Annotated in this window: 24 protein-coding genes; 13 read left to right on the top strand and 11 right to left on the bottom strand. The window is 45.7% G+C overall.

The window, feature by feature from the left end; genetic code table 11:
* Nucleotides 1-1,334 precede the first annotated feature (1,334 nt).
* The 7 genes from K6T91_06530 to dnaK form a co-directional block, all read right to left on the bottom strand.
* Nucleotides 1,335-1,598: a hypothetical protein gene (locus K6T91_06530; GenBank protein ID MCL6472454.1), complete on the bottom strand. Its 264-nt coding sequence runs from the start codon at nt 1,596-1,598 to the stop codon at nt 1,335-1,337.
* A 682-nt stretch (nt 1,599-2,280) separates the two neighbouring features.
* Complete coding sequence (gene clpB, locus K6T91_06525; protein ID MCL6472453.1) at nt 2,281-4,866, bottom strand: ATP-dependent chaperone ClpB; 2,586 nt, start codon at nt 4,864-4,866, stop codon at nt 2,281-2,283.
* A 139-nt stretch (nt 4,867-5,005) separates the two neighbouring features.
* Nucleotides 5,006-5,389: a helix-turn-helix transcriptional regulator gene (locus tag K6T91_06520; GenBank protein MCL6472452.1), complete on the bottom strand. Its 384-nt coding sequence runs from the start codon at nt 5,387-5,389 to the stop codon at nt 5,006-5,008.
* A 59-nt stretch (nt 5,390-5,448) separates the two neighbouring features.
* The gene (locus tag K6T91_06515) at nt 5,449-6,387 is read right to left on the bottom strand and encodes a DnaJ domain-containing protein (GenBank protein MCL6472451.1); all 939 of its coding nucleotides are present in this window, start codon (nt 6,385-6,387) and stop codon (nt 5,449-5,451) included.
* Between the two features lie 154 nt (nt 6,388-6,541).
* Complete coding sequence (grpE, locus tag K6T91_06510; GenBank protein ID MCL6472450.1) at nt 6,542-7,168, bottom strand: nucleotide exchange factor GrpE; 627 nt, start codon at nt 7,166-7,168, stop codon at nt 6,542-6,544.
* A 45-nt stretch (nt 7,169-7,213) separates the two neighbouring features.
* Entirely contained in the window at nt 7,214-7,663 is a 450-nt protein-coding gene (locus tag K6T91_06505; protein MCL6472449.1) for an Hsp20/alpha crystallin family protein, read from the bottom strand.
* Between the two features lie 182 nt (nt 7,664-7,845).
* A complete protein-coding gene (gene dnaK, locus K6T91_06500; GenBank protein MCL6472448.1) occupies nt 7,846-9,684 on the bottom strand; it encodes a molecular chaperone DnaK in 1,839 nt (612 codons plus the stop codon).
* A gap of 442 nt (nt 9,685-10,126) precedes the next feature.
* On the opposite strand from dnaK, the gene K6T91_06495 reads away from it, so the two are divergent.
* The 5 genes from K6T91_06495 (at nt 10,127) to K6T91_06475 (ending at nt 12,947) form a co-directional block, all read left to right on the top strand.
* Nucleotides 10,127-10,903: an ATPase gene (locus tag K6T91_06495; GenBank protein ID MCL6472447.1), complete on the top strand. Its 777-nt coding sequence runs from the start codon at nt 10,127-10,129 to the stop codon at nt 10,901-10,903.
* Between the two features lie 5 nt (nt 10,904-10,908).
* Nucleotides 10,909-11,223, top strand: coding sequence for a hypothetical protein (locus K6T91_06490; protein ID MCL6472446.1), 315 nt, complete (start codon nt 10,909-10,911; stop codon nt 11,221-11,223).
* Nucleotides 11,224-11,643: a hypothetical protein gene (locus K6T91_06485; GenBank protein MCL6472445.1), complete on the top strand. Its 420-nt coding sequence runs from the start codon at nt 11,224-11,226 to the stop codon at nt 11,641-11,643. It begins immediately after the preceding gene.
* The gene (locus K6T91_06480; protein ID MCL6472444.1) at nt 11,612-12,013 is read left to right on the top strand and encodes a hypothetical protein; all 402 of its coding nucleotides are present in this window, start codon (nt 11,612-11,614) and stop codon (nt 12,011-12,013) included. The genes K6T91_06485 and K6T91_06480 overlap by 32 nt, the downstream gene beginning before the upstream one ends.
* 199 nt (nt 12,014-12,212) lie before the next feature.
* Nucleotides 12,213-12,947, top strand: coding sequence for a roadblock/LC7 domain-containing protein (locus K6T91_06475; protein ID MCL6472443.1), 735 nt, complete (start codon nt 12,213-12,215; stop codon nt 12,945-12,947).
* Between the two features lie 120 nt (nt 12,948-13,067).
* On the opposite strand, the gene K6T91_06470 is transcribed toward K6T91_06475, so the two are convergent.
* Nucleotides 13,068-14,024 (bottom strand): DUF4349 domain-containing protein, encoded by a 957-nt coding sequence (locus tag K6T91_06470; GenBank protein MCL6472442.1) that lies wholly within the window; start codon nt 14,022-14,024, stop codon nt 13,068-13,070.
* A gap of 151 nt (nt 14,025-14,175) precedes the next feature.
* On the opposite strand from K6T91_06470, the gene K6T91_06465 reads away from it, so the two are divergent.
* Both K6T91_06465 and K6T91_06460 read left to right on the top strand, forming a co-directional pair.
* Entirely contained in the window at nt 14,176-14,742 is a 567-nt protein-coding gene (locus K6T91_06465; GenBank protein MCL6472441.1) for a sigma-70 family RNA polymerase sigma factor, read from the top strand.
* A 22-nt stretch (nt 14,743-14,764) separates the two neighbouring features.
* Nucleotides 14,765-15,667: a zf-HC2 domain-containing protein gene (locus K6T91_06460; GenBank protein ID MCL6472440.1), complete on the top strand. Its 903-nt coding sequence runs from the start codon at nt 14,765-14,767 to the stop codon at nt 15,665-15,667.
* A 193-nt stretch (nt 15,668-15,860) separates the two neighbouring features.
* Here K6T91_06460 and dinB read toward each other — a convergent pair whose 3' ends face one another.
* The 3 genes from dinB to K6T91_06445 all read right to left on the bottom strand — a co-directional run bounded on the left by dinB (nt 15,861) and on the right by K6T91_06445 (nt 18,383).
* On the bottom strand, nt 15,861-17,102 hold the full coding sequence (gene dinB, locus K6T91_06455; protein MCL6472439.1) for a DNA polymerase IV: 1,242 nt from the start codon (nt 17,100-17,102) through the stop codon (nt 15,861-15,863).
* 15 nt (nt 17,103-17,117) lie between these two features.
* On the bottom strand, nt 17,118-17,387 hold the full coding sequence (locus tag K6T91_06450; GenBank protein ID MCL6472438.1) for a hypothetical protein: 270 nt from the start codon (nt 17,385-17,387) through the stop codon (nt 17,118-17,120).
* Nucleotides 17,388-17,711: 324 nt separating this feature from the next.
* Nucleotides 17,712-18,383, bottom strand: a complete 672-nt coding sequence (locus K6T91_06445; GenBank protein ID MCL6472437.1) for an HTH domain-containing protein — start codon at nt 18,381-18,383, stop codon at nt 17,712-17,714.
* Between the two features lie 704 nt (nt 18,384-19,087).
* Between K6T91_06445 and K6T91_06440 the strand changes: the two genes are divergently transcribed.
* The 6 genes from K6T91_06440 (at nt 19,088) to K6T91_06415 (ending at nt 24,892) form a co-directional block, all read left to right on the top strand.
* Complete coding sequence (locus K6T91_06440; protein ID MCL6472436.1) at nt 19,088-19,417, top strand: transposase; 330 nt, start codon at nt 19,088-19,090, stop codon at nt 19,415-19,417.
* Nucleotides 19,418-19,447: 30 nt separating this feature from the next.
* Nucleotides 19,448-19,960, top strand: a complete 513-nt coding sequence (locus K6T91_06435) for a transposase (protein MCL6472435.1) — start codon at nt 19,448-19,450, stop codon at nt 19,958-19,960.
* On the top strand, nt 19,961-20,254 hold the full coding sequence (locus tag K6T91_06430) for a transposase (GenBank protein ID MCL6472434.1): 294 nt from the start codon (nt 19,961-19,963) through the stop codon (nt 20,252-20,254). It abuts the gene before it with no gap.
* Nucleotides 20,255-20,539: 285 nt separating this feature from the next.
* Nucleotides 20,540-22,555: an O-antigen ligase family protein gene (locus tag K6T91_06425; protein ID MCL6472433.1), complete on the top strand. Its 2,016-nt coding sequence runs from the start codon at nt 20,540-20,542 to the stop codon at nt 22,553-22,555.
* A 43-nt stretch (nt 22,556-22,598) separates the two neighbouring features.
* Nucleotides 22,599-23,585, top strand: a complete 987-nt coding sequence (locus tag K6T91_06420; protein ID MCL6472432.1) for a hypothetical protein — start codon at nt 22,599-22,601, stop codon at nt 23,583-23,585.
* Nucleotides 23,586-23,611: 26 nt separating this feature from the next.
* Complete coding sequence (locus K6T91_06415; GenBank protein ID MCL6472431.1) at nt 23,612-24,892, top strand: NapC/NirT family cytochrome c; 1,281 nt, start codon at nt 23,612-23,614, stop codon at nt 24,890-24,892.
* Nucleotides 24,893-24,978: the final 86 nt, after the last annotated feature.

Genomic DNA, 24,978 nt, shown 5'->3' with positions numbered 1-24,978 from the left:
CAGCGATGGTATAAATAGGCATTTTCAGGCAATATCTTCCTGCTTAATCCGGCGCAAAAATACTCTCTGCAGCGTCAATATTAGACGTGCCATACCATACACTAGTGGTATGTGTATATAGTGTTGCCGGCATTGTTTCCGTTCGCATAAATCTTGCGGCTACCGGCCACATCATGACCTTCGCCAATGTTTAAATCCTGCTTCTTAAAATGCCGCCATATGCGGGGTTTTAATTGTATACCTATATAGCCTTACGAGTTAACAATTAATTCTTCATGGGCTGTCAAAACAGCTCACGCAGGATGCTTAAAACATCCTATTCTAAACACCACTTTCTGCCACCGGCAAAGCCTGTATCTGAATTTATGCAACTGTTTTGTGTTTATTTGAGACCCGAGCGTTGCTTTCGTGTATGAGAACACGGGTCGGATTTTAATCATAGCCCATCTTTAAAACTTCCAATTATAGAGATTCCTTAAGCGAAATAGTGATGCCGGTATCTAGCGCCCTTTACGCTAAAGCGATCTGATATTTTATAATCCCTTTTTAAATATACAGCCGGTTGTTTGGAAACTTGTTTATCTGCTATGCTGGTTAGCGCAACCGAGAAAACATATGCTCTATTATATAGCATATAATAGCATATTAGGTCCATTACCTGGGCATATACGCCTAACAATGCTATCTTTACGCAATAACTATACTCTTCGATACAAACTTACGAATAGAAAATAAATTTTCTGCTTGGTTATTTCTTTTCCTTTTTTTCTGCTCTTGCACTCAACTTCAAAGAAGACCAAGCGCATTGCCTCTTTGCTACCCTTATAGTGGTTGCTTTTTAAAACAGATTTTTAAGTCGCAGCGGATAGCCCCTTATTGCTATTGGTCTTATCTCGTATGTCCGATGAAGCCTGACCCTTACTCCCAATCGCTACTTTATTGTTTGGTTTTTCCCATTGAGTTGCAACGGGCTTGGCAAGGATATATTTATATTTGGTGTATACATCTGCCTAGTATTGCTCGGCTATATATTTGCTATACTACTTAATTTGCATAACTGCCAACTTATGGTATATCTGGTAACCTATGGTACCCCAGTCAAACGATTACCTATCGATACCATGTAGTTTTGATATCATGAAGCCACATTTTGGGGAATGCAGGATTTCGCAGATTTGTAAACTGGCATTTTATGGCATTTTGATTATGATGTCATACCTTCTCTGTGCAGCAATAATAATTTGCTTAACTTGGCAATCTGTCTTAATCGCCTATCTAGGATGGTAAATTCAAACAATTAAGGGACCTATTATCCCAGCCCCATTGTAGTTATATTAGCATGCCAGCCTGTGGAAAACTAATAGAACATATGTTTCTCCTCTGGTCAGGTAGCTCTGGTATATTCTGTTAGTCATTATTTTTGTTGTTAAATATACTGCCGCGTCAAGGGAAATATGCACTTCTTTCATTAAAGCTTGGCCGTTTTGTGCGGATACTTCCTGGTAAACCATCTTCTTTTTTAGGTTGACATAGGCTGCAGAGATGCTTTCTGTGCCTATCAGGTCTCTAGAGGCATGGCCTAAGCAGGTTTTAAGCAAGGCTTAAGATAGCTCCTCTACCGGCTATTTTAAAAGATTTAGGTTGTTACACAGCCTAAGCTCCAGCTGCAATTTTAAGAGTGTAAGTTTAAGCGACAGGGCGCTTTTAAATTTGTGCCAAGATAGGCGGTTAATTCTGGAGGCTGTTGAAGAAATGCGTTTTTTTATGCCTTTACTATAATACTGCTGCTAGATATAAGTATAGTGTGCTAGATGCATAATCTGTAGCACGCATAATAGGATAAGAAGGCAGGGCTTTGCGCAATGCGGCGCTTGCGGTATTGCTGTGCTTTATAGCACTTTGTAGTTTTTCTAATATGCCAGGTAATTAATACCATATACCATTTAATGGTATATGGTATTAATTACCTGGGTGATGTAACGGCTTGTTTTCTGCCTTTAGATGGTAGCTTAACTACCAGGAGGAAAAGCTAATCTTAACATGCAAGCATTTTAATGTTTTACCCGCACGCAAGTAGCATATAGCGGTAAAATCTTCTTTTCAAATTAACCTTGTTGGTTTGCTAGCAAACCTGCCTTAATTTAATTGCAGGAGGTTTGCGTTTACTTTTCCTGGATTGGTTAATAATGCCATCTAGTATGGAAGCAGTTTTTATAAAAATGTAAAAGGCAGGCCGAAACCTGCCTTTTATTTATAAATTTGACATATTTTAAGTTATCCTTAGACGGTAACTTTTGCGTTAAATGTTATGTTGCCTGACTCGGCATCAATAGTTATGCTATCGCCGTCTTTTATCTCGCCCTGAAGTATCTTTAAGGCGAGGGCATCTTGGATCTTCCTTTGTATGACTCGCTTCAAGGGGCGGGCTCCATAGACCGGGTCATAGCCCTCAAGTGCAAGCACTTCTTTTGCTGCCCCGGTTAACTCAAGGGTTATGCCGTGCTCGGCAACCCGCTTCTTCAAGTAACTGATTTGTATATCGATGATCTTTTCAATATCCTCCATAGACAGGCGGTTAAAAATCACAACCTCGTCAACCCGATTCAAGAACTCAGGCCTGAAGTGAAGTTTCATAACTTCATCGATTTTTGCTTTTAGTTCTTCCGGGTCGATAACCTCCTGAATGAACTGCGACCCTAAGTTTGATGTCATGATAACAATCGTGTTTTTAAAATCTACAGTACGTCCTTTCCCATCAGTTAGCCGCCCGTCATCCAAAATCTGCAAAAGCACGTTAAAGGCATCTGCATGCGCTTTTTCTATCTCATCAAGAAGCACCACGGCATAAGGCCTTCTTCTGACCGCTTCGGTAAGCTGGCCTCCTTCTTCATAGCCGACATAGCCCGGGGGTGCCCCAATTAGCCTTGATACGGCGTGCTTTTCCATGTACTCGGACATATCGATTCTAATCATCGCCCGCTCATCATCGAATAAAAACTCGGCTAGTGCCCTTGCAAGCTCCGTTTTACCCACACCGGTCGGCCCGAGGAAGATAAACGAGCCTAACGGCCGGTTAGGGTCTTGCAGGCCGGCGCGCGCGCGTCTTATCGCATTTGAAACAGCCGAGACCGCGCTGTCCTGCCCGATGACCCTCATATGCAGCCGCTCCTCCATGTGGACGAGCTTCTCGATCTCGCCCTCCATAAGGCGGGATACCGGAACACCAGTCCATTTTGAAACGACTTCTGCGATATCTTCTTCGTCAACTTCTTCTTTCAACATCTTCTGCTCTTTTTGGAGCTCCACAAGCTGCTTGTTTTTTTCGTCAAGCTCTTTTTCGAAGGCGAGGATATCCCCGTAGCGAAGTTTTGCCGCCAGAGCGAGATCGCCTGTCCTCTCTGCGGCCAGGGCGTCGGTCTTGGCTTTCTCGATTTTCTCTTTTAGAGACCTTATATCCTGAATCACGCGCTTCTCGTTATCCCAATGGGCTCTCATGTTGAAAACTTTCTCTTTGAGATTGGCAAGCTCTTTTTCTATGTTGGCAAGCCTCTCGAGAGCCGCCTTGCTGGTATCATGTTTAAATGCCTGCCGTTCAATCTCAAGCTGCTTTATCCTGCGCTCGACTTCGTCTATTTCGGTTGGTACTGAGTCTATTTCGATACGCAGGCGACTTGCCGCCTCGTCAATTAGATCAATCGCCTTGTCAGGTAAGAACCTATCGGTTATATAACGGTTAGATAATACCGCTGCCGAGACAAGCGCAGAATCGGTTATGCGAACACCGTGATGTACCTCGTAGCGCTCTTTGAGCCCCCTAAGGATTGCAATTGTATCTTCAACAGAGGGCTCACCAACAAGAATTGGCTGAAACCTTCTCTCAAGCGCCGCATCCTTTTCGATATACTTTCGATATTCATCAATTGTTGTTGCGCCGATCGCACGAAGCTCACCCCGAGCTAAAGCCGGCTTTAGCAGGTTTGCTGCATCAACAGCACCTTCGGCCGCACCCGCTCCTACCAACGTGTGAAGTTCGTCGATAAAAAGGATTATCTCACCCTCAGCCGATGTGACTTCCTTTAGGACGGCCTTCAAGCGATCCTCAAACTCGCCGCGGTACTTTGCTCCGGCAATAAGCGCACCAAGGTCAAGCGCCACAACACGCTTATCCTTTAGCCCTTCGGGTATATCACCAGATATAATTCTTTGCGCCAATCCTTCGGCGATTGCAGTTTTGCCGACTCCTGGGTCACCGATTAAAACCGGGTTATTTTTAGTCCTTCTCGAGAGCACCTGGATAACCCGGCGAATTTCATCGTCACGTCCGATTACCGGATCAAGCTTTCCAATGCGGGCAAGCCTTGTGAGATCGCGGCTGTATTTTTCAAGTGCCTGGTATTTCTCCTCTGGATTTTGATCCGTTACTCTTTGTGATCCGCGCACATCAACTAAAACCTTTAATATGGCCTCTTTTGTTGCACCAAAGGATTTTAGTACCCTTGCCACACCATTTTCGTTCCCGACCAGCGCAATAAGCAAATGCTCCGTGCTGACGTACTCATCCTTTAGCTTCTCCGCCTCCACAAAAGCATCATCTAAAACTTTCTTAAGTTCTGCAGCTATATAGGATGCCGCAGCCGTACCGGAGACCTTAGGCCTGCGTGCAAGCTCGGTCTCAATTTGCGCTTTGACTGCATTAGGCTCTACTGCAAGCTTTTGCAGTATTGGTATTACCACCCCGTCCTTCTGACCAATAAGTGCTAAGGCGAGGTGCTCCGGCTCTACCTGCTGGTGGCCAAGTCCTTCGGCTATCCTTTGTGCTTCACCTAAAGCCTCTTGCGACTTTATAGTAAATTTATCTAGCCTCATGTTTATCACCTATATGTTAGCTCTGCGCTAGTAGTGCAGGGCTTTAGCCCTGCCTGTTAACAGCCATTTAGGGCTGCGCCACATTTAATAGTTCAAAGGATTACTTTGAAGTAAGATGCTTGCCAAATTGTAAACCTTTTTAATGCTTTGGTTTACGTAAGACTATGCGACCGCGAGATATTGGAACAAGGGCATTTCTTTGCACTTTCTCCAGCTCTTTATCTAAGCTTTCTTGCAGGATCGACACCCTCTTTTCAAGCTCTGCCATAATGCTTTGTAACTGCTCTATTTCATCCTGAAGCTCAAATATCTTGCAAACGCCTGCAAGGTTTATTCCCAATTCCTGGGTGAGCATCTGTATTAACTTAAGGCGGTCAACATCGCGCTGGGAATAAAGACGGGTGCTCCCTTTTGTGCGATTCGGTTTGATGAGCTTCTTGCGCTCATAGATCCTGAGCGTCTGGGGATGCATCCCCGCAAGCTTTGCTGCAACGCTTATCATATAGACTGGCTCATCATACATATCTTCTCACTCCAAAACCGGACCTATTGCCCGACAAAAATCAATCTTTCAATTAATTTCTATCTTTTAAAAATACGCCTTGGATCGTCTTTTCTGCTACTTGCAAATTTTAGCAAAAGTTCCTTTTGCTCAGGCGTAATATCCTTGGGCACCTCTATACGAACAGTAGCTAGCATATCACCCCGGCCGGCCCCTTTAAGCTTCGGAGCGCCCTTTCCGCGCAGCCTGAACGTTTGCCCATCATGTGTGCCTGCCGGTATTTTTAGCGCAACGCTTCCGTCAATCGTTGGAATTTCGATGCTTGCCCCAAGCGCAGCTTCGGTAAAGGTCACAGGAACATCTAGCAATATATCGCTTCCTTTTTGCTTAAAGAACGGATGTGCAGCTACTTTAGTCACAACATAGAGGTCACCTGCAGGACCGCCATTTTTGCCGGCGCCTCCCTTTCCTTTAAACTTGAGCTTACTGCCATCTGCCACACCAGGCGGTATCTTTACCGTCTCAGTTGCCTGAGACCCGCCCCGGTTGACAACAAACTGCACAGTTTTTCCCTTAAGCGCTTCATCAAAAGTAAGGTGTATATTATAGATTATGTCTTCACCCTTAAAAGCACGGGTACCGGCAGCCCGTCCATTTATATCGAAGTTAAAAATGTCGAACAAGTCTCCAAGGCCGTTAAAAGAGAAACCTCCTTTGAAATTGGAGAAGCCGGCACCATCAAATCCGGCAAAATCCTGCGGATTAAACCCACCGAAGCCTTTCCCGCTAAAGTAGCTACCCATAGCGTCATATTGTTTGCGCTTCTCCGGGTCTTTTAAGACCTCATAGGCCTCATTTATCTCTTTAAACTTCTCCTCGGTCTCTTTATTCGAATTATTTGCATCAGGATGGTATTTGCGTGCCAATTTCCGGTACGCATCTTTTATCTCTTTTTGGCTTGCATTTTTGCTAATCCCAAGTATCGCATAATAGTCCTTATACGTCCTGCTCGCGTTCATATCTATCACCTGAGACCTCTGGGTCTCACTCCCGGTCCATCGTTAACAAATCCAGAGCAAGGGTAGGTAACGATGGATTATCTCACCTGGCCTTCCCTCAAGGGGAGGAATTATTAATTCGACAACCAAAGTTCACAAATTAAAATTTCCAAACCTATTTAGCAACTGTTACCATCGCCGGACGCAGAAGCCTGCCTTTTAGGCTGTATCCCTTCTGCATTACCTCAACCACGGTGTTTTCCTTGAACCCATCAGCCTCAACCTGCATAACGGCTTCATGTAAGAGGGGATCAAATTCTTCGCCCACAGGATCGATTACCTCGACACACTCCTTTTCTAATATCCCCTTAAGCTGCGAGTAGATAAGCTCCACACCCTCGCGAAGTTTTCCGCCGCCAGCCTCAGTATCGGCCGTATTCAGCGCGCGCTCCAGGTTGTCGATTACCGGCAGGAGCTCAAGCAGCACAACTTGGGACGCAAATTGCGTTATTTGCTCCTGTTCTTTCATCATCCGCTTGCGGAAGTTATCCATCTCCGCCTGCGTGCGTTTCAACATATCAAGGTACTCAGCTGCTTCAGCTTCCTTTTTGTCGAACTTCTCCTTTAGCTCATAGTAGAGCTTCTCAAAATCCTCTTCCGCCGCAGCCTTCTCATGGGCATCATTTGCGTCACTTGTAACTGCCGGCTCGCCTGCGTCTGCCGGCGCATCTGCCTGGGGCGCTTCACTATCTATTATGTTATTGTCATCTTTTATGTCGCTTTTAATCTTATCTTTTGGCAACGAAATCACCTCAAAATTACGGGAAGAAGTGGCGTTACTGCTAACTTACGACTCTTTTTCAACACGAACCTTTATCTGCTTCGGTTTTTCTTCTTCAGCCCGCGGCAAGGTAACCTCGAGTATTCCATTGGCAAACACTGCCTTGACATCCTCGGCGTTGACCTTTGCGGGCAGCTGCATGATTCTCTCAAAAGTTCCGTAGCGCTGTTCCATACGGTAGTAGTTTTCTTCTTTTACCTCTTCTTGAATCTTTCGCTCGCCACGGATTGATAGCCTGTCCTCGATTATTGAGATATCAACGTCCTCCGGCCTAATACCCGGAAGCTCGGCGCGAACTACAATTGCACCTTCTTTTTCAAACATATCAATTGCCGGTATCCAGGCAGTCGAACGAGAAGCTCGATCTGCTGTGCCAAAGGCTCGCTCAAACATCCGGCTTAATTCATTCTGCATGCTCAACAAATCACGCCATGGATCCCATCTCAGAACTGCCATTTTAATCCCTCCTTAAGATACGCCACTCTTCCCGGTTTCATTAGTAAAATTCAGACTGGTGCTAAAGCACCTCTCAGAGACCAGATTAAGATTTCTACAGATCTAAGGCCCTTCACAATAACACCTTATTCCCTCTAGAGCCTCAATCTGACCTCTTGTTTCCAGTTTTTGACCTTCAGTCTCTAGTTTTTAGATTCCTCTTCGCTTACAACCTCATAATCAGCATCAACTACATTCTCGCCCTGGCCGTTTGCCGAAGGTTCTGCGCCGCCGTCTGATGCGGTTGCCTGCTGCTGCGAGTAGACAGCCTGGCCGATCTTATAGGATTGCTGCAATAGTTCCTCATGCGCCTTCTTGATTCTCTCAATATCAGAGCCTTTAAGCGCGTCCTTGACCTCGGCGATAGCTTTTTCGATCGCTTCTTTATCAGCCGCAGGAAGCTTATCTCCAACATCTTTTAACGTGCGCTCAGTCGTATACGCTAGGTTGTCCGCATTGTTTCGGACCTCTGCCTCCTCACGGCGTTTGCGATCCTCCTCCGCGTGAGACTCAGACTCTTTTATCATCCGGTCTATTTCTTCTTTGCTAAGCGCAGTCGCGCCGGTTACCGTAATTTTCTGTTCCTTGCCGGTGCCCATATCTTTTGCCGATACGTTTACAATACCGTTGGCGTCAATATCGAAAGTTACCTCGATCTGAGGTACACCCCTCGGTGCCGGCGGGATATCAACTAGATGGAAGCGGCCCAGGGTCTTGTTGTATGCCGCCATCTCACGCTCGCCCTGCAATACGTGGATTTCAACCGATGTCTGCCCATCTGCAGCAGTGGTAAAGATCTCGCTTCTCTTGGTTGGAATTGTCGTATTCCTCTCGATCATCTTGGTGAAGACGCCGCCAAGCGTCTCAATACCAAGCGAGAGCGGTGTAACATCAAGAAGCAGTATGTCTTTTACCTCTCCCATCAAGACACCGGCTTGGATTGCGGCACCAACAGCAACTACTTCATCCGGGTTGACTCCCTTGTGCGGCTCTTTACCGGTGATCTTCTTGACCATCTCTTGCACCGCAGGCATCCTAGTTGAACCACCAACCAAGATGACATGGTCGATATCAGATGACGAAACGCCGGCATCCTTCATCGCCTGCTCAACCGGCTTGCTGCATCTCTCTAATAGATCTGCAGTCATCCTTTCAAACTCCGAACGGGTAAGCGTCATGTCAAGATGTTTTGGACCATCTGCATCGGCCGTGATAAACGGCAGATTGATGTTGGTCGTAAGCGTCGTTGAAAGCTCCATCTTGGCTTTCTCTGCCGCCTCTTTTAAGCGCTGCATAGCCATCTTATCTGCTCTAAGGTCAATCCCGTTTTTAGCCTTAAAGTCGTCAGCCATCCAATCGATTATCTTCTGGTCCCAATCATCGCCGCCTAGGTGGTTGTCGCCTGCAGTTGCACGTACCTCAAAAACGCCGTCTCCGATATCCAGGATAGAGACATCAAACGTTCCTCCACCTAAGTCAAAAACCAGAATAGTCTGGTCGTGCTCTTTATCTAAGCCGTAGGCAAGTGCTGCCGCAGTAGGTTCGTTGATTATTCGCAAAACCTCAAGGCCAGCAATTGTTCCTGCATCTTTTGTTGCCTGACGCTGGGCATCCTCAAAATAGGCCGGAACCGTAATTACAGCCTGTGTGATCTTCTCACCGAGATATGCCTCGGCATCTCTTTTTAGCTTCTGCAGGATAAAGGCCGAAATCTGCTGCGGCGTATAATCCTTGCTGTCGATGTTGATCTTCCAGTCGCTACCCATATGGCGCTTAACTGATTTAATAGTGCGATCCGGGTTGGTGATCGCCTGTCGCTTTGCTACCTCCCCAATGAGCACCTCACCGGTCTTAGAAAAAGCCACAACCGATGGAGTAACCCTGCCACCCTCGGCATTGGCGATAACTTTCGGCTCGCCAACTTCGAGAATGGCCATACATGAGTTGGTTGTTCCTAGGTCAATCCCCAGAGCTTTAGCCATTATTCAACACTCCTTACGCTTCAGTTTAATCTAAGTATAAAATCTAAGCGTGGTATTGTCAAGTTTTATTATATGGTTCTTATTATATTATCGACCATCGGCAAACTAACTTTATACCGCAAACGCTAACTTATAAATACCATTAGTTGATGCAAGGATTAGTGATCGCACGACATGCTAAATATTCAGCATAGCATCTATGCAGGCTAGGAGAGGCTTTGTATAAGAGGTTACAAGATATTGAATTACTCTAGTTCTTGATAAATTTATAGAGTAAAAGTAGAGATGAAGTTACTTATATGTTATCCTAGTCTATAGATTAGCGAATTGTTTCACCTGCTGCCGGCACATTTTTGCGGAGCTTTTGCCTCTGCGCAACAGTTCGGTGTACCTGGGCAGATTGCGCGATCAAGTATGTAGTAATTAATAATGGAGGCATACAGTGAAAAAAATACTAAGCGGCGTACCCGGATTAGATGAACTGCTTGATGGTGGCCTCTATGAGAGAAGCTCAACTGTAATAGCGGGTCCACCTGGAACAGGGAAGACTACCTTTGGGATACAATTTATCCATAATGGAGCCGCTCACTATGATGAATCGGGAATCTATATCACATTTGAGGAATTTCCAGAGATTATCTACCGGGATGCGCTAAACATGGGCTGGGACCTTAAAAAACTTGCAGATCAGGGCAAGATTAAGGTTATTTTCACGTCCCCGGCTGTCCTTAAGGGCGAGCTCGAGAAAGAAAACGGCTTTATCGATCGCCTGGTCGCGGAGATTGACGCGAAAAGAATTGTGATCGATTCCGTGACCTTAATGGAGCAGCTTGATAACAACCCCCAGGAATTAAGGCAGATATTTAACAGCTTGATAAATGGATTCAAGAGGCTAGGGCTAACCACCATATTAACCAGTGAGGTTCCCCTGTTTTTTGGTCACGACGGTGTGCTTGAAGCAAGCCTTGGCTTTGTCGTTGATAATATAATCTTCTTAAGATATGTTGAGATCGAGAGTGAGCTTGAGACCGCCCTTACGATTCTTAAAGCCAGAGGCAGCAAACATGCCAAAGATATTAGAAGATATAAAATTACAGATAAAGGTATAAAGATCGATACCAAGTTCGCAGGACAACAGGGAATTCTAACCGGATTCCCATCACGCCTGGTCAGCGGTAAGACTCTTCTTGAAGAGGGACTAATTCGCAAGAAAAGGTAGCTTCGATGGGCTTCGTAGCTTTTATAGAACTAATCGACTTGTTATTGGCGTGCCTGGCAGCATTTATATCATACGGTATACTTAGAAAAGTCGCTGGCAACTTAGCCTTAAGCTGGACATATTCTTTCATCGCTTTCCAGGTACTTGCATTGGCAATGCTATTTATGCTTCTTTATGAGCTTGATGTAACATCCCTCGCTGGCATAAGCACGCAGTTCCTTGGGATTACCGCCCATTTCGTCTTTGTTATACTTGCCTTCTTCGGCCTTCTGCGGCAGTATCAGCTACTAAAAGGCCTCTCTAGACGGCGAGGTGCCTAAGTGACATCGGTTGATTTAATTGCCATTATAGTTACAGTCATTGGACTTGTAGCCGCCCTAATCGCACGCAAAACCTGGCTTATCTTAGAGGGTGATCTGGCAGAGAGCTGGCGCTGGATACTTCCAAGCGTGCCGGTGTATGCGATATCTTTTACTATCCTAATCGTACATAACTTTCTGTTAAGGTATAAAGTTAGCCAACCAGTATTATCACTTGCTCTTGACTTAAACCTGGCTGGTGGTAAAGCCGGTTTCAGCATGAAGGTATGGGAGCCTATAATACTTGTGCTTAAGAATATTCATATTCTTGCTGAGCTATTATTCTTGATCCTGGTCCTAATTGGTTTGATCAGGCAATACAAGTTCTTCCAGGAGTTAGCCAGCAAACATGAATACGACAACGACAATTCTGGTGAGTAAGACGATAAACAGAAAAATAGCAAGAATACTAAAAGCTCTGGACAACAAAACAAAATCGCTTGTTTTAGACATTCTTGATTCGCCCATTAAATGGGATTTAGTTAATTTCTATCAGGCGAATCCCTTCTCTTTACATACTGTAAAAGGCCTTGCCAACATAATCGGCCGAAGGCAAGGGCAGGTAGAAAAAGAGGCCGATGAGCTGGCACGTAACGGGATTCTAAAGAATCTTTCCGATAACGACCCCATCGCTGTCTACTCCTATGAACCTAAGGCCGATATCAGCTGTACGATAGCCGCAATTTTTGCTTTAGGTGCCGAAGACAGCAACCTTCTCAAACAACTCCACGAGATACTTAGAGAGAATTAATCACTGCTGATAGTGCCCAAAGACTAACCAACGCCAAATCACATAGTAGACAATCTATCTACCGTCATTTAATACTATTACAGCAATCAAGTCATTGGCATTCATGTAATGTCTGGTAGGACTTGGCAACTAAATAGATTGCCTGTAAACTAATGACATACTAAGTGTACCGGAATACCCGTCCCAGAGGAGGTTCGCCTTGGATGAGCGAGATTTTGCTGAGCTAATATCCGTATTCTTAAAAGGTAACGAGCCGGATGAGTCCCCGGACGATAAGAAAAAAAAGAAAAAAGATGCCGAAAGAGGCAGGCCAAAACAACCGAACGAGGCCGAAATAAGGAAAAATATCGTTGAAGCACTGGCCGAAAGAATCAAGAATGCAAATGCGCCCCAAAATGCCGATGGCAAAGAGGCAAGCAGCAGCGAGGCCATCGCGGCACAGGAGATAGCAGAAGAAAGCGCGATAATAGAAGAGGTAGCAGAAAAAATCATTACGGCTGAGCCAGTAGATAATACTGCCAGCGATCTTGTAACACAAGAAGAGGTAGAAAGCCTTCTTAACGATGAAGACCCACTTGACATGGTTACCCTTCAGCAACTGCTGCATCGTTTTATAGATATCGATGGAGTTATAGCTGCTGTCCTTGTCACGCGAGACGGTTTTACAATCGACCATGTATCCAGCACCGAGCTTGATGCGGAGATGGTAAGCGCCATTATTGCAACTAGTTTTAGCGTGCTCGATAGAATCGGATACGAATTAAATCAGGGCGGACTTAAAACAGCCCTTCTTGAATTCGAGCACGGACCGGTAGCGGTATCATCTCTCAACCCGGATGTCGCGCTGGTCATTGTTGCTTCGCAGTGGACAACGCTTGGGCGCATCCGCTGGGAAATCAAGAAGCTGGGCGATGAGATAATTGCCCGCCTGTAGGTAAAGTGCCGAAGTCTTGATATGCCAAAGTGCCAATATCTTTACCAATGCCTTTTGTTTACTCAACTTTGACACCTCCGCATGTTGGCACTTTTTGGCTAGAATCAAGCTTTTTGCAAGCTACGAACTATGGGCCACACGCCGCAAGTTGATCAGTCGATATATCGCATAGCCGATAGCAGCGAGAGCTGCCAAGGGAAGCAAGTATCCCGTGAGTATAATAAATGCACCTAAGACCATTGTGCTTGCCCGCAGTGCATTTTCCAGCGCGGTTTTGAAGCCCCACTTATCAGGTTTCACTATTGCCTGCGGCTCGGCTATATATAGCCTTATGGTGGCAAAGCTAACCCGGTTTTTTAAGAAGTTTAAGCGTCCGTTTATTCTCTCTATCTCCAACTGTACCCGTGAGAGACTGTTCTGAATCATTATGCTTTCGGAAACCGACTTGGCCTTTCCCATAAGACCAAGCAATACGGATTCTTGCGCCCTCCAGTTTCTAAGCCGGCTCTCCAGGTCTACATACTCCTCAGAGACATCTTCACCTGTTATGTTAATCGTCTTTACCTTGCCAATTTTTTTAAGGCTGGCGAGAACCGAGTCGAACTCTTCCGCGGGAATGCGCATAATAATCTCCCCGCTTGTAATTCTATCCCCGATCGCCTGACTTTTTGATTGGCTGGCATATCCGCCGGCGCTTCTAATAATGGAAAGTGCCCGCTCAAAGCTACTATCAAATTCACCCTTCTTAACTTGAAGCTCTAGATTAGCATTCTTTACTACTCTGCCATCAGCTGATGGTATATTGAGCTTTTGGAGCACCTCAGGAGCACCTACATCAGCTACTTTCGCATTGCGGGACATCGACTGAAAATCTACGGCGCTTCCTGATGAGTTAACCTTCCCCGCAGCGAACCCTTCTGGCCTACCCGTTGAATAGCCCTGTTTAATGCTCCCTAAAGGTATGTTTGCCTTTCTCCCCTCCGGAGCTACCCCAATAAAGACTGCATATCCAAAAAGAATAGCGGCCGAGCTGATTATCAGTCCAAAAGCTAGCGGTCTTACAATCCTTTTTCCCATAATTACTCCTCCTTGTGATACCTTAAAGATATTTCATAACTTTAGACGCCGATTTGTCGCTCTTAGTTCCATTAAGTCGCGCTATTTGGCCGTATAAATATGTGCTATCCTTTCAACGTAAAGCTATGCAGTCAGGCAAAAGAGAGTCGTTATGGTAAACAACAGATTAGACCCGGACATGCATACCATTAGAAGATACCTTTCAGGTGAAAGGCATGCCTTTAACGAGCTGGTCAAGCAATATGAGCGATTTGTGTATAACCTAGCCTATCGGATGTCGGGTAATGGCTCAGATGCTGCAGATTTGACGCAGGAGATATTTCTTCACCTGCATCGAAAATTGCCAGGATTTCGCGGTGACTCTGCCTTTTCCACGTGGCTTTACCGCCTGGCGATAAACTATTGTAAAGATTGGCTGCGCAAAGAATCTCACCGGGCCGAAACTGTCGAGGCCGATGAAACTCTTCTGGATGGGGGAATGCTGCCACACCAGGCCTACGAGCAAAAAGAGATTGAGACTATAGTTCAAAAGGCGATCCTTGAGCTGCCAAAAGATCAGCGAATTGTAGTAATACTTCACGACTTAAATGGTTACAGCTACGAAGAGATAGCCGATATAACCGAATCACCGGTCGGCACGGTAAAGTCCCGTTTGGCGCGCGCCCGACTTAAACTTGCCGAAAAACTTGCGCCATATGGGAACAGCTTGAGAGAATAAACGTCTAAATAGGTGGATGGCTATGGACTGTAAGAATGTAAGAGATCTGCTAAGTGCACACATAGACAAAGAACTCGAGGCGGAAGAAAGAGAGCAGGTGGAGGCTCACCTTAAGGAGTGCTCTGGCTGCAAAGAAAACCTCGCGCGGATGAAGAGTGCGATAAAGATGATTCAAAGCCTCGGTGAGCTAGAAGTGCCAGCCGAAGTATCACGCTCCCTAGGGGAAATCGCCCTCGCTGAAAAAGATGGGCGGGTCCGTGGGCGTCGCCTGTTTTTACCTCGTCTGCAGTACTTGGTAGCAGCCGGTGTGGTCGCTGCTATCGCGCTGGCGTCCATACTGTCACAGATTAATATAAACACACCCGAAAACGGCACAACCGGACAACATACTCTGCCGGGAAAAACCCCAGCGCTGAGTGAAGAATATGGCAGCAATAAGGCGCAAAAAGCCGAAGCCCCCACGGATGCGGGGGTAGAAGGCCGCACGAATGCAAGCAGAGACACAGCGCAAACCTCGACAAAAAAAATCGGCCCCTGGCCGGAAGTCGTTGTCTTGCAGAAAAACTACGACTCAAAAGCTGCTGATGAGCTGCTTATCAACATAAAGAAGAAAACAGATGGTCTCTTTACCGTAGGCGACGTAAAGGAGCTGCACAATCAAGCCATGGACTTGCTGGTCAATAGAATAAGCGATAAGGCAGGAATCAACGGCGAGCTGATGCGAAGCCCGATCTCCGCCATTTTAAACCAGACAAAAAGACCCGCCCTTCCCATTTATATGGAGAAAGCAAATTTTAATAAGCAAGACTGCTGGCTACTTGTAATCCGCTGGGGGTTTGGCAGCACCAACAACAGCCTTAACAGGGCAAGCCTCTATATAACCGACCTCTCCGGTTGGAACATGCTCTACTACACATCAAGCTGATCACCTATCGCAACAGGTCTTTATATACCAATCTTCCAACGCGCTAAATTTAAGTAAAGCTACTTAAGCTATCAGTTATCAATTGCCAGTTAGTATTTCTTATCTGCAGTACGAGAGCAATGGCGAACTTCAGCACTAAACCATAGCACTAGAGCACAGGCATTGGCACTTCGTTACACCAAGACTTTGGCATTTAAAAAATCCCGATTTCCGCCCTCGGCGCCCCAAGATATTTACTGCGAAGACCAAGCAGAGAGCATCTGGTAACAGCCCTCTCGCCATATTTATTTTTCAAGCGGTCAACGGTTGATGTTAGAGCTGCCTCTTTCTTATCCAGAATATCAAAGACCGATATTTGCTGCCCGAAACCCTTTTTGGTTAGATCAGCCACGCTTACACCTACTTTGGTAACGGGATAGATATCAAAAGCGGCCCTCTCCGCAAGTAGAGATGACAGGATACGCCTGGCACTGCCGAAGACTCGACCCGGAAGGTCGGTGTATCCCCCCAAGCTGGTACGCCGGCTCAGGCTAAAAAGCCTGCCCATGATAATGTAGACAGTAACGGTTCTTCCTAAATACCCCGCCTTCCTCATTCTTCTTGTTGCGCCATCGCAAAGGCCAAGAAGCACATTGTATAGATAGTCAGTATCTGTACTTCCTTTTCCCAAAGATAAGCTCTGGCCAAATGACTTTACATCTACACCCTCACGCGTTGAGATGACTGGGCTATCGTCTATACCGCGGGCCGCCCGACTAAGCACCTCACCGATGATACCAAACTTCTTTTTAAGCACCTCAGGCCGCGCTTCTGCCAGATGCCCGATGGTTTTGATCCCAATAGCATCAAGATGCTTGCTCATTCGCCTGCCTATCCCTGGTATACTTTCTATCGGAAGGGGTGCCAACAGGCCGGGTAGGTCCTTACGGTCTACTACTGAAAGACCTCCCGGCTTGTTAAACTCGGATGCCATCTTTGCAACCAGCTTGTTCGGGCCAACCCCAATTGAACAGGTAAGGTTAAGCTTTTCCTGCACTTCTTTTTGTAGAGCCGCTGCAGCATCCCTGGCCGAACCGAAAAGATGTGTTGTTGATGTCATGTCCAGGAAAGCCTCGTCTATGGAGTAGACTTCCACAATGTCGGAATACCTTTCACATATCTCAACCAACCGCCGCGTGTTATAAAGATATTTCTCATAATTGCCGGCAACATAGATAGCATTCGGAAGCTTGATTTTTGCCTCAAGAACAGACGTTCCTGCCCTGATACCAAACTCTCTTGCCTCGTAAGAAGCCGCCGCCACAACACCCCTATAAGAGGAAAGGTCGTCTGTATGGCACACGAGAAGTGGTTTTTTGCGATACAACGGCACGTCGCGCTGTTCAATAGAGGCAAAGTATGCGTCCATATCAATATGAATAACTGTTCTTGACATGGTAACTCCTATCGTCTAAACCTTCCGCTGGCTGTAGAAGTCAAATCCGTCATGTATCTTCTCTAGTTGCCAGACCATCTCTCCAGTGTTTAGCGATATCTCATACAGGTCAGAGCCCGACCTTACTATATAGCCATAGCACTTGGAGGCGCCTACAAAATATTTATAAACCCCTGTTATACTGTCGATTTTGTAATATCTGCGTTTCCAGACAAACGAGATTGGCTTTAGGCGGCCTTTAGTAAAGACCGCAGAAACCTCAATTGGTTCATGAATATCAAGCACAGCAGACTCCTCCGTTACCGATTGCTAATCCGAACATATGTTCGATTACAGATTAAACCCTGCGCCGAATTCTGTCAAGGGAGTAGAATCGTATCGGTAGATAACTAACTGTGCTTATCAATATCAGGCCGATACGGGATAGTTAAATGTCTTTGGGATTAAAGAAAATGGGTTTACCGATTTTTAGGATTGCTTAAGAAACGTTTTTTACACTAGTTTTACTGCGCAAAAAACGGAAGCGAGACATAGGGGCATTTTACTCTCGCTCGACTCGAACCCTGTTTAAAAACGACTTCTAGTTGCAAGCTATAGTATCTTGCTGAACTATATCTCGGCCTCCGTTTTTTGCTCCAGCATATTTACTCTATGGAAGAGCGACTTCAAATCGCAAGGTATCCTAACCTGTGTAACGTATACACCTTCAGGAACATCAATTACAACCGATGGTGTTAAAACCAGGATGCCTTTGATGCCTGCTTGCGCAAGAAGGTTGATACTGTGCTGAACCCAGCTTGGGTGGGTTACAACAACGGCTACCTTTATCCCCATGGCACCCAGCTCAGGTGATATTGCCTCGACAGGCTCAACCTCCCTGCCGTTGATTACCGCACCTCTATCGTTAGGGTCTTCTGAGAAGAAAGCAGCAGATATAAACCCGAATTTCTCAACGAGAAAGAAAGTAAAAAGCGAGCTTATTACTTTTGCCGAACCGACAAAAGCCACGGGAGCAAATGGTGGCAAGGCCAGGTACTCGCCCAACATCTGCCTCAAACCATCAATGCTGTACCCAACCCCCCTTTTGCCAGGAGTTTCACCTAGAAACGAGAGGTCGTTTCTTACGGTAACCTCATTGAGACCCAGCGAGGAAGCTATCTCTTTGGAAGTTATAGCACCTTTCTTTCCGGCCAACAGCCAGTCGGTTAACAAGCAATGATACAAAGACAACCTATGCAACACTGCTGCAGGAGCCGGCTTTATATTTGACAGTTTACTCATAAATAAAATCACCTCCTTTGTAGTTTATTTTACGAGCTTTAGTTAAGTATACGCAATAAGTCATTAAAATAGCAACTGTTTTCACATTCTCTAGCATATATTTGCATTTTTAAGCCAGATACCTCCTGTATTGTAATAATTTTTTGAGCTTAATATCATTTATCTGGCAAACTTTGTGAATCCTTTAGCTTAGCTCAATCGGCAAAGATAAAGCTTGCTTTGAAACAATTGCTATTATTTTAACAAACTATGGTATCTGTTGCACTGTTTTAACAGTATATCCCTGCTCAGCCCAAGCATTCAATAGAAACTTTAATAATTTGTTGACAATTACTAACGCTCGCATTATCCTCGTGCTAAACCATGTGATTTATAAACCATAGAAAATTTTTTATAAAACCATCTGGGGGCACGCCAGCTACGAGCTTCTTAATTCGAAACACCCGGTTTCGGCTGTCAGGAATAAGCTCGTAGCTGGTTTTTTATTAAAGCTATAGCATGTGGCTACCAGCCGCCGGTAAAACCTACTTATAGCTGCCGGCACTTATAGCGTCGGCTTACTTAGACAGAAGTTAGTGGCTGGCTATGGCTGGCGGTCCCGTCATAAAATGTCTGTAAAAAGGTAGCGGTCTGAACTACGATCATGGTATATCAAACCATCGATGAAGGGAGTCCAGACCTAATGAAAAGAATACCACCGAGCAATGGCTTTAGAAAAGTTGGCACAAGGATTAAGAAAAGGCGATGAGGCCGCTGATTTAACTGGCGAGTTGTTTAGGATCGGCGCAAGAAGAGTAATTCAAGAATTTCTGGAGTCGGAGGTCGAAGAAGTCTTGGGGCGCGGTTATTACGGGCGAAAAAGCGAAGAAAATAATGGTTATAGAAACGGATATAAAAAGCGCTACTTAGATACGGCTGAAGGCCGCCTTGCAATTGATCTGCCTCAAGTACGAGATACCGATGAACCGTTTTCTTCTAAAGCTTTGGAGGCAATTAAAGAAAAGGACCGAGGTGTTAGAGAACCTGGTAGTTGAGATGTATGTAAGCCCCTTACAACCAGAGACATCGAAGATATACTTTCAGGTCTTGCTCCTGATGACGATTTGCTTCTGTCTCGCTCAAGTGTAAGCCGCATAACTGAAACTCTCTGGGAAGAATACAAGGCCTTTACCGAGCGTGATCTATCTAAGTTTGATGTCGTCTATCTTTTTGCAGATGCCGTATACGAGTCCTTAAGAAAACAATCCGGCACAAAAGAGGGAATATTAGTAACCTGGGCGATACTCTCTGATGGGTCTAAGGTTTTAATTCATATGACTACCGGCAACAAAGAAAGCTATGACGCCTGGCTTGAGCACTTTAGAAGTCTGGTAAAACGAGGGCTTAAAATACCCTTAACCATTACAAGTGATGGTGCGCCAGGGCTTATCAAGGCCATAGAGGCAATGTGGCCAGAGGCAGAGAGAATCCGCTGCTGGTTTCATAAGATGAAAAACCTACTCGAGAAAGTACCGGAAGATGCAAAAGCAATTATAAAGCCCTACCTTGTAGCAATAAGAGATGCCGCAGACTTTTGATTGGGCAAAATACTTGCCAAACAATTTATCGAGCAGTTCGAGAAAGAATATCCCTCGATGATCAAGTGCTTCAATGAGGATATCGAGGCAAGTCTTGCTCATTTAAAACTGCCGGCTGTGCATAGAAAAAACGTGCGAACGACTAATCTAATCGAGAGAAGCTTTGTTGAAGAAAGACGCCGCTCTAAGATTATTCCTCGTTTTCGTGGTGAGCAGCAATGCTTAAAGCTTGTTTTTGGTACTCTCTTAAAGAGCATCCGAGAGATGGCAAAGAGTTCGCTTTACCGAACATGAACGCAAAGCTTTGAGAATCGCTATATTGAGCAACGAGAAAATGAGAAGCAAAAGGAGGTTAAAGTCTTGAGCAACCGTGGCGTAGTCGGGACTGCTATTTACAGACAGATTGAGACTTGACCATGGCTGGCTGCCAATGATAATAGCTTCTTGTCTGATACTTTTTTGCTTTGACACCCTATTCACAATCTGTTAATAATAGAAGAGCAATATAGGGATTGCACTGCATTTAAACATCGAATCAGTAAACAATGCCGGACCGGATAACTACTAGGCGTGAGTGTCGTGGAAAATAAAACGGTAAGCACTACAGAAGTATGGAGCAATTCAATCCGCTGGTCCTTAGTTGCGGCATTCGCACTCTTACCGCTTGTAATGTCGGCAATAAACTACGATGCTTACGACCTTCCAAAAGCAATTGTACTTTATACCTTAACCCTGGTTATACTGGTGAGCTATCTGGCATATTCACTTCTCTCTGGAGGAATCACTATAAAGCGGAATCCTCTCAATAAGCCATTGTTCGCATTCGCGATTATGGTGACCATAGCTACCTTTGCTTCACCGATAGTTCTCATTAGCCTGATTGGCGAATACGCGCGGTATGAAAATCTTCCTACTTTTTATGCATATATAATACTGTGCTTTATGGCCGGGCAGTTCATGAACAAAAAGGAGTGGCTAGATCGCCTGCTAGTAGCATCGGCCATCTCTTTTGGCATAATAGCTATTTACGGTATCCTGCAGTACCTCGGCCTCGATTTTCTGCCGCCGGTTATGCGGGGCTTCGAGGGTAGGAGCCGCTCAACGCTTGGCAATCCAGTTTTCCTGGGTGGCTATATTGCCACCATGGGGCCGATATTTTTTAACTACTTTCTGGACAGAAAAGAAAATATCCCGGGGCTTCCAAAGTGGATTGTTGCCCCTCTACTGGGCCTTGGCTTTATTACTGTAATTTTCTCCGGCTCTCGCGGCGCCTGGATTGGAGCTGCAGTGGGAATCCTGGCTGTTATCATCTTGCAGAGAAAGCAACTCTTAAGGGCCGTTGCAACTGCATTTTCTGTCAGCGTCATAAGTACCGCGATAGCACTACTTATCCTACTGGCCGCAGGCAATAGCGTTTTGGTAGGCACGGTAAATTCTCTGCAAGAGAGAATTACAACAGCGGCCAATCCATCGGCCGGTACAGGGGCAAGCCGTGTCGAAATATGGAAAAGCTCTCTTGGGATGATATCGGTTCGCCCGCTCGTGGGCTATGGACCGGATCAAATGTATGTATGGTCGCCGGCGTTTAACACGCTAAGAAAAGCCCAGCTTGAGAAAAATACAATTCCCGATCGAGCGCACAATATATTCCTGCAGGCAGCCATAAACGGTGGTCTCATAAGTATGTTGATATTTCTATGGTTGGTAATCATTTTAATTGCCACCGGGCTTAAGCTTATCAAAAAAGAAAGCTCAACGACAGGCTTTGCCATGGGAGCGCTGGCCGGCATTGCCGGCTATCTTGTTCAGGGTATGTCTGGCATCGATGTTATAGGCATAACAGCTCCTGTATGGGTGCTAGGGGGTACCATTGCCTCTCTATATCCTTACAACAAATCGCTTAGAAGTATCACAATCCCCCTGAAAACAAAATACGGCACAGCGATCATTGGGGCGGCTTCCCTTGCGGCATCGGTTTTATTTATCTTTTCGTTAAAGCCTCTGATTGCCGATATATACTACCTTAACGGGATAACTAACAGATATTACAACCAGCCAAACCAGGCGATTATAAACTTAAGTAATGCCGTTGGTATTTTTCCTTATCAGTCCCAGTACAGACGCGACCTTACGGTAGCAATGATAGCCCAGGGCAACGTGCTTAAAGACCCTAACTTGCTTGAACAGGCAATTGATGTCAGCAATCAAGGATTAAGATATAATCCCCAGGATTTTGACCTGCTCCTGGCCCAAGCTTCCGCATACAGGGTGTATGCGGCAATGGTCAATGAACAGGCTCTAATTGGGCAAGCTGAACAATGTTACGGGCAGGCGATCACCTTAAACCCCTACTCGACAAATCCAAGAAGGGGTTTGCTGGGATTACTCATGGTTCAACAAAAATATCCAGATGCAATAGAGCAGGCCAAGATAATTTTGCAGATCGATCCCGAAGATAGCGAGGTTAAATACCGCCTGGCCCAGGCATATGAAAAAACCGGAAAGTACGGGCGTGCAAAGCGAATCTATAGCGAACTTTTGCAAAAGTACCCAAACCGAAGTGACATCAAGGCTGCTTTGAGCAACCTCGAATAGTAAATGAGAGGCAGGCTGATTATGTTATGAATAAAGGGTTTAAATGGCTAAGATACAGACCAAGGGTAAATATCATGGAGATATAACCAAGCAAATCAGGGCTTTTGCGGTCCTGGCAGTCTCGCTAGTGATTTTTGTCGGCGTATCTATCCAATTTTCCGCTAGGTATGGTAGCCCTTGTTCTATTTGCCATGCCGCCAGACAACAGACCGTATCATGGAGATCCTCACCCCACCATTCGGTATCCTGCCTTGCCTGCCACCAGGACACCGGATATTTTTCGTTTCTAAAAACAGAGTTAAAAGCGGGAAGAAACTTTACGACATGGCTCTTTCGCTCTTATCAAGACCCAATAGTAGCTTCTGTTGGAAACGATAGCTGCCTTGTCTGCCACAGCCGTGAAGTCAAACATACAATTATCAGCAAGGGAATCAGGGTGAGCCATAAAGAATTCTCGGGATATCTGTGTACGTCATGCCACGCTGATATCGCTCACCAGATAAAAGGACGTATCAGAAACCAGGCCGATATGGACAGCTGCTCCGGCTGCCATAACTATACAGAAGGAGACGTGACCTGCGAGAAATGCCACCCGAAAAACGCTGAGACAGAAAAGCTGGCCAGTGGAGGTCCATGGAAATTAACCCACGGCCCTGGCTGGAAGGCATTGCATGGGATGGGTGACCCCAAGACCTGTACTACCTGCCATGATGATAACTTCTGCATGGGATGCCATCAAAGCCCGGTCCCACATACAAAACCATGGTCATATCTGCATCCTGCTGCTGCAAAGCAAAACGTAAACGGGTGCTATCAATGCCATAAAAAAAGCCTGTGCAATGATTGCCATCGTATAGAGATGCCACACCCGGAAGGATTTTTGAAGGAACATGAATTTATGGTAAAAGACCGGGGTTATGACTTATGCTGGCGCTGCCATCTGCCCGAGGCATGTGTATCTTGCCATACAAAAGCGGCTCACACAAATACTCCGGGGAAAAAGTTCGCACCGGGGCACAAGAGCCCGTAATCAAGCTAAAGGAGCTATAGGTTTACATGCTAGCAAAACTGTATCTACTTGCAACACACTTGTACATATCTGGATTTGCGCAGGTCGATTCCGAATCGCTATTTGGCCGCTTAACAAAATATTTCTCAAATTGGGATAAACTTAAGTCGACCTTGGTTAAGCTCTTAAACCAGGTGGTATTAATCCTCAGGAATCCCAGGCGGTTCCCGCGTGAGTCAGTCATCATAATTTCGGCAATTGTTTTAACGCTAATCGTAGCAATCCTTTTCATATTAATAATCTTCTCAATCAAGAAACAATATGAGATCCACAAAGCAGCGAGAAGCGTCAACAGAGCGATACCAAAAGAAGAGATCATCAGAAGATTCACTATTGCGTCGATTTCTCTAATAGTTTTTCTAGCCATCGTAAATGTGGCCGCCTCGCAGCCGGTACTCTGTGCAAAGTGCCACTCTATAGAGAAAAGCCATGCGGAGTGGCAGAAGTCAACGCACAAGGACGTAGGCTGTTTAAGCTGCCACTACGAGCCCGGCATCTTCGGTTACATCACCGGAAACATTACCGGGGCAGAACACCTGATCGCATACTTTTTTAAGGGGGGTGAACCGTCCCCTGCAGTTGTAACTAACAGCTCCTGTCTGCAATGCCATAATGATATCTTCAACCGAACGGTTAAGAGTAAGCAGGAAGTAATGGTTAGGCATAAAGATTTAATAACCGGGGGCTTTAGTTGTACCGGCTGCCATCCAGATGTCGCGCACAAGACGCAAACAGCCAAGCTATTTGCCATGAATAGCTGCACCGGTTGCCACAATAACAAAATAGCAAGCGCCAAATGTGATACCTGCCATAAGCAAGATATAGCGTATAAGGAAAATAGAATGCTGGATGACTGGCCTAAGGTAAAAACTATAAGAATTACCTGTACCGGCTGCCACCAACCGGCAACTACTCAGGGTTGTGTCAAATGCCATGGGTTAACCCTGCCGCACAGCGCCGAGTTTAAGAAGCACCATCCAATGCAGGCTGAGAAACTTAACGGTCTTTGCTATAAATGCCACTGGGAAAGTATGAGCGAAAACAGGATGTGCGGGTGTCACAGCGAAGGTGAAATCCATGGGCTGCCTGATAAATGGTACTATGAGCACCAGAAGGTCGCAAAGTCGAACGGAGCCGGCTGCAATTGTCACGCACTTGACTTCTGCGGCAGGTGTCATGACAACCCGGAAAAAGTCTACCCAATGGGATATGCGGGAGGAGAAGGTGCCTTCTCGATGCATAGCGGATGGAATACAGGAATGCGCTAGCTAAACGCCTAAGCCCCTTTTTTTGATTTAAGTCCTGCAAAGAATTATACTGAGTGGTGCCACCACCTGGCGGCACCACTTTATAA

The organism is Bacillota bacterium (genome assembly GCA_023511485.1).
Lineage (GTDB): Bacteria > Actinomycetota > Aquicultoria > Aquicultorales > Aquicultoraceae > CADDYS01.
The sequence above is the reverse complement of the archived record's forward strand: the minus strand, read 5'-3'. Positions and strand labels throughout refer to the sequence as shown.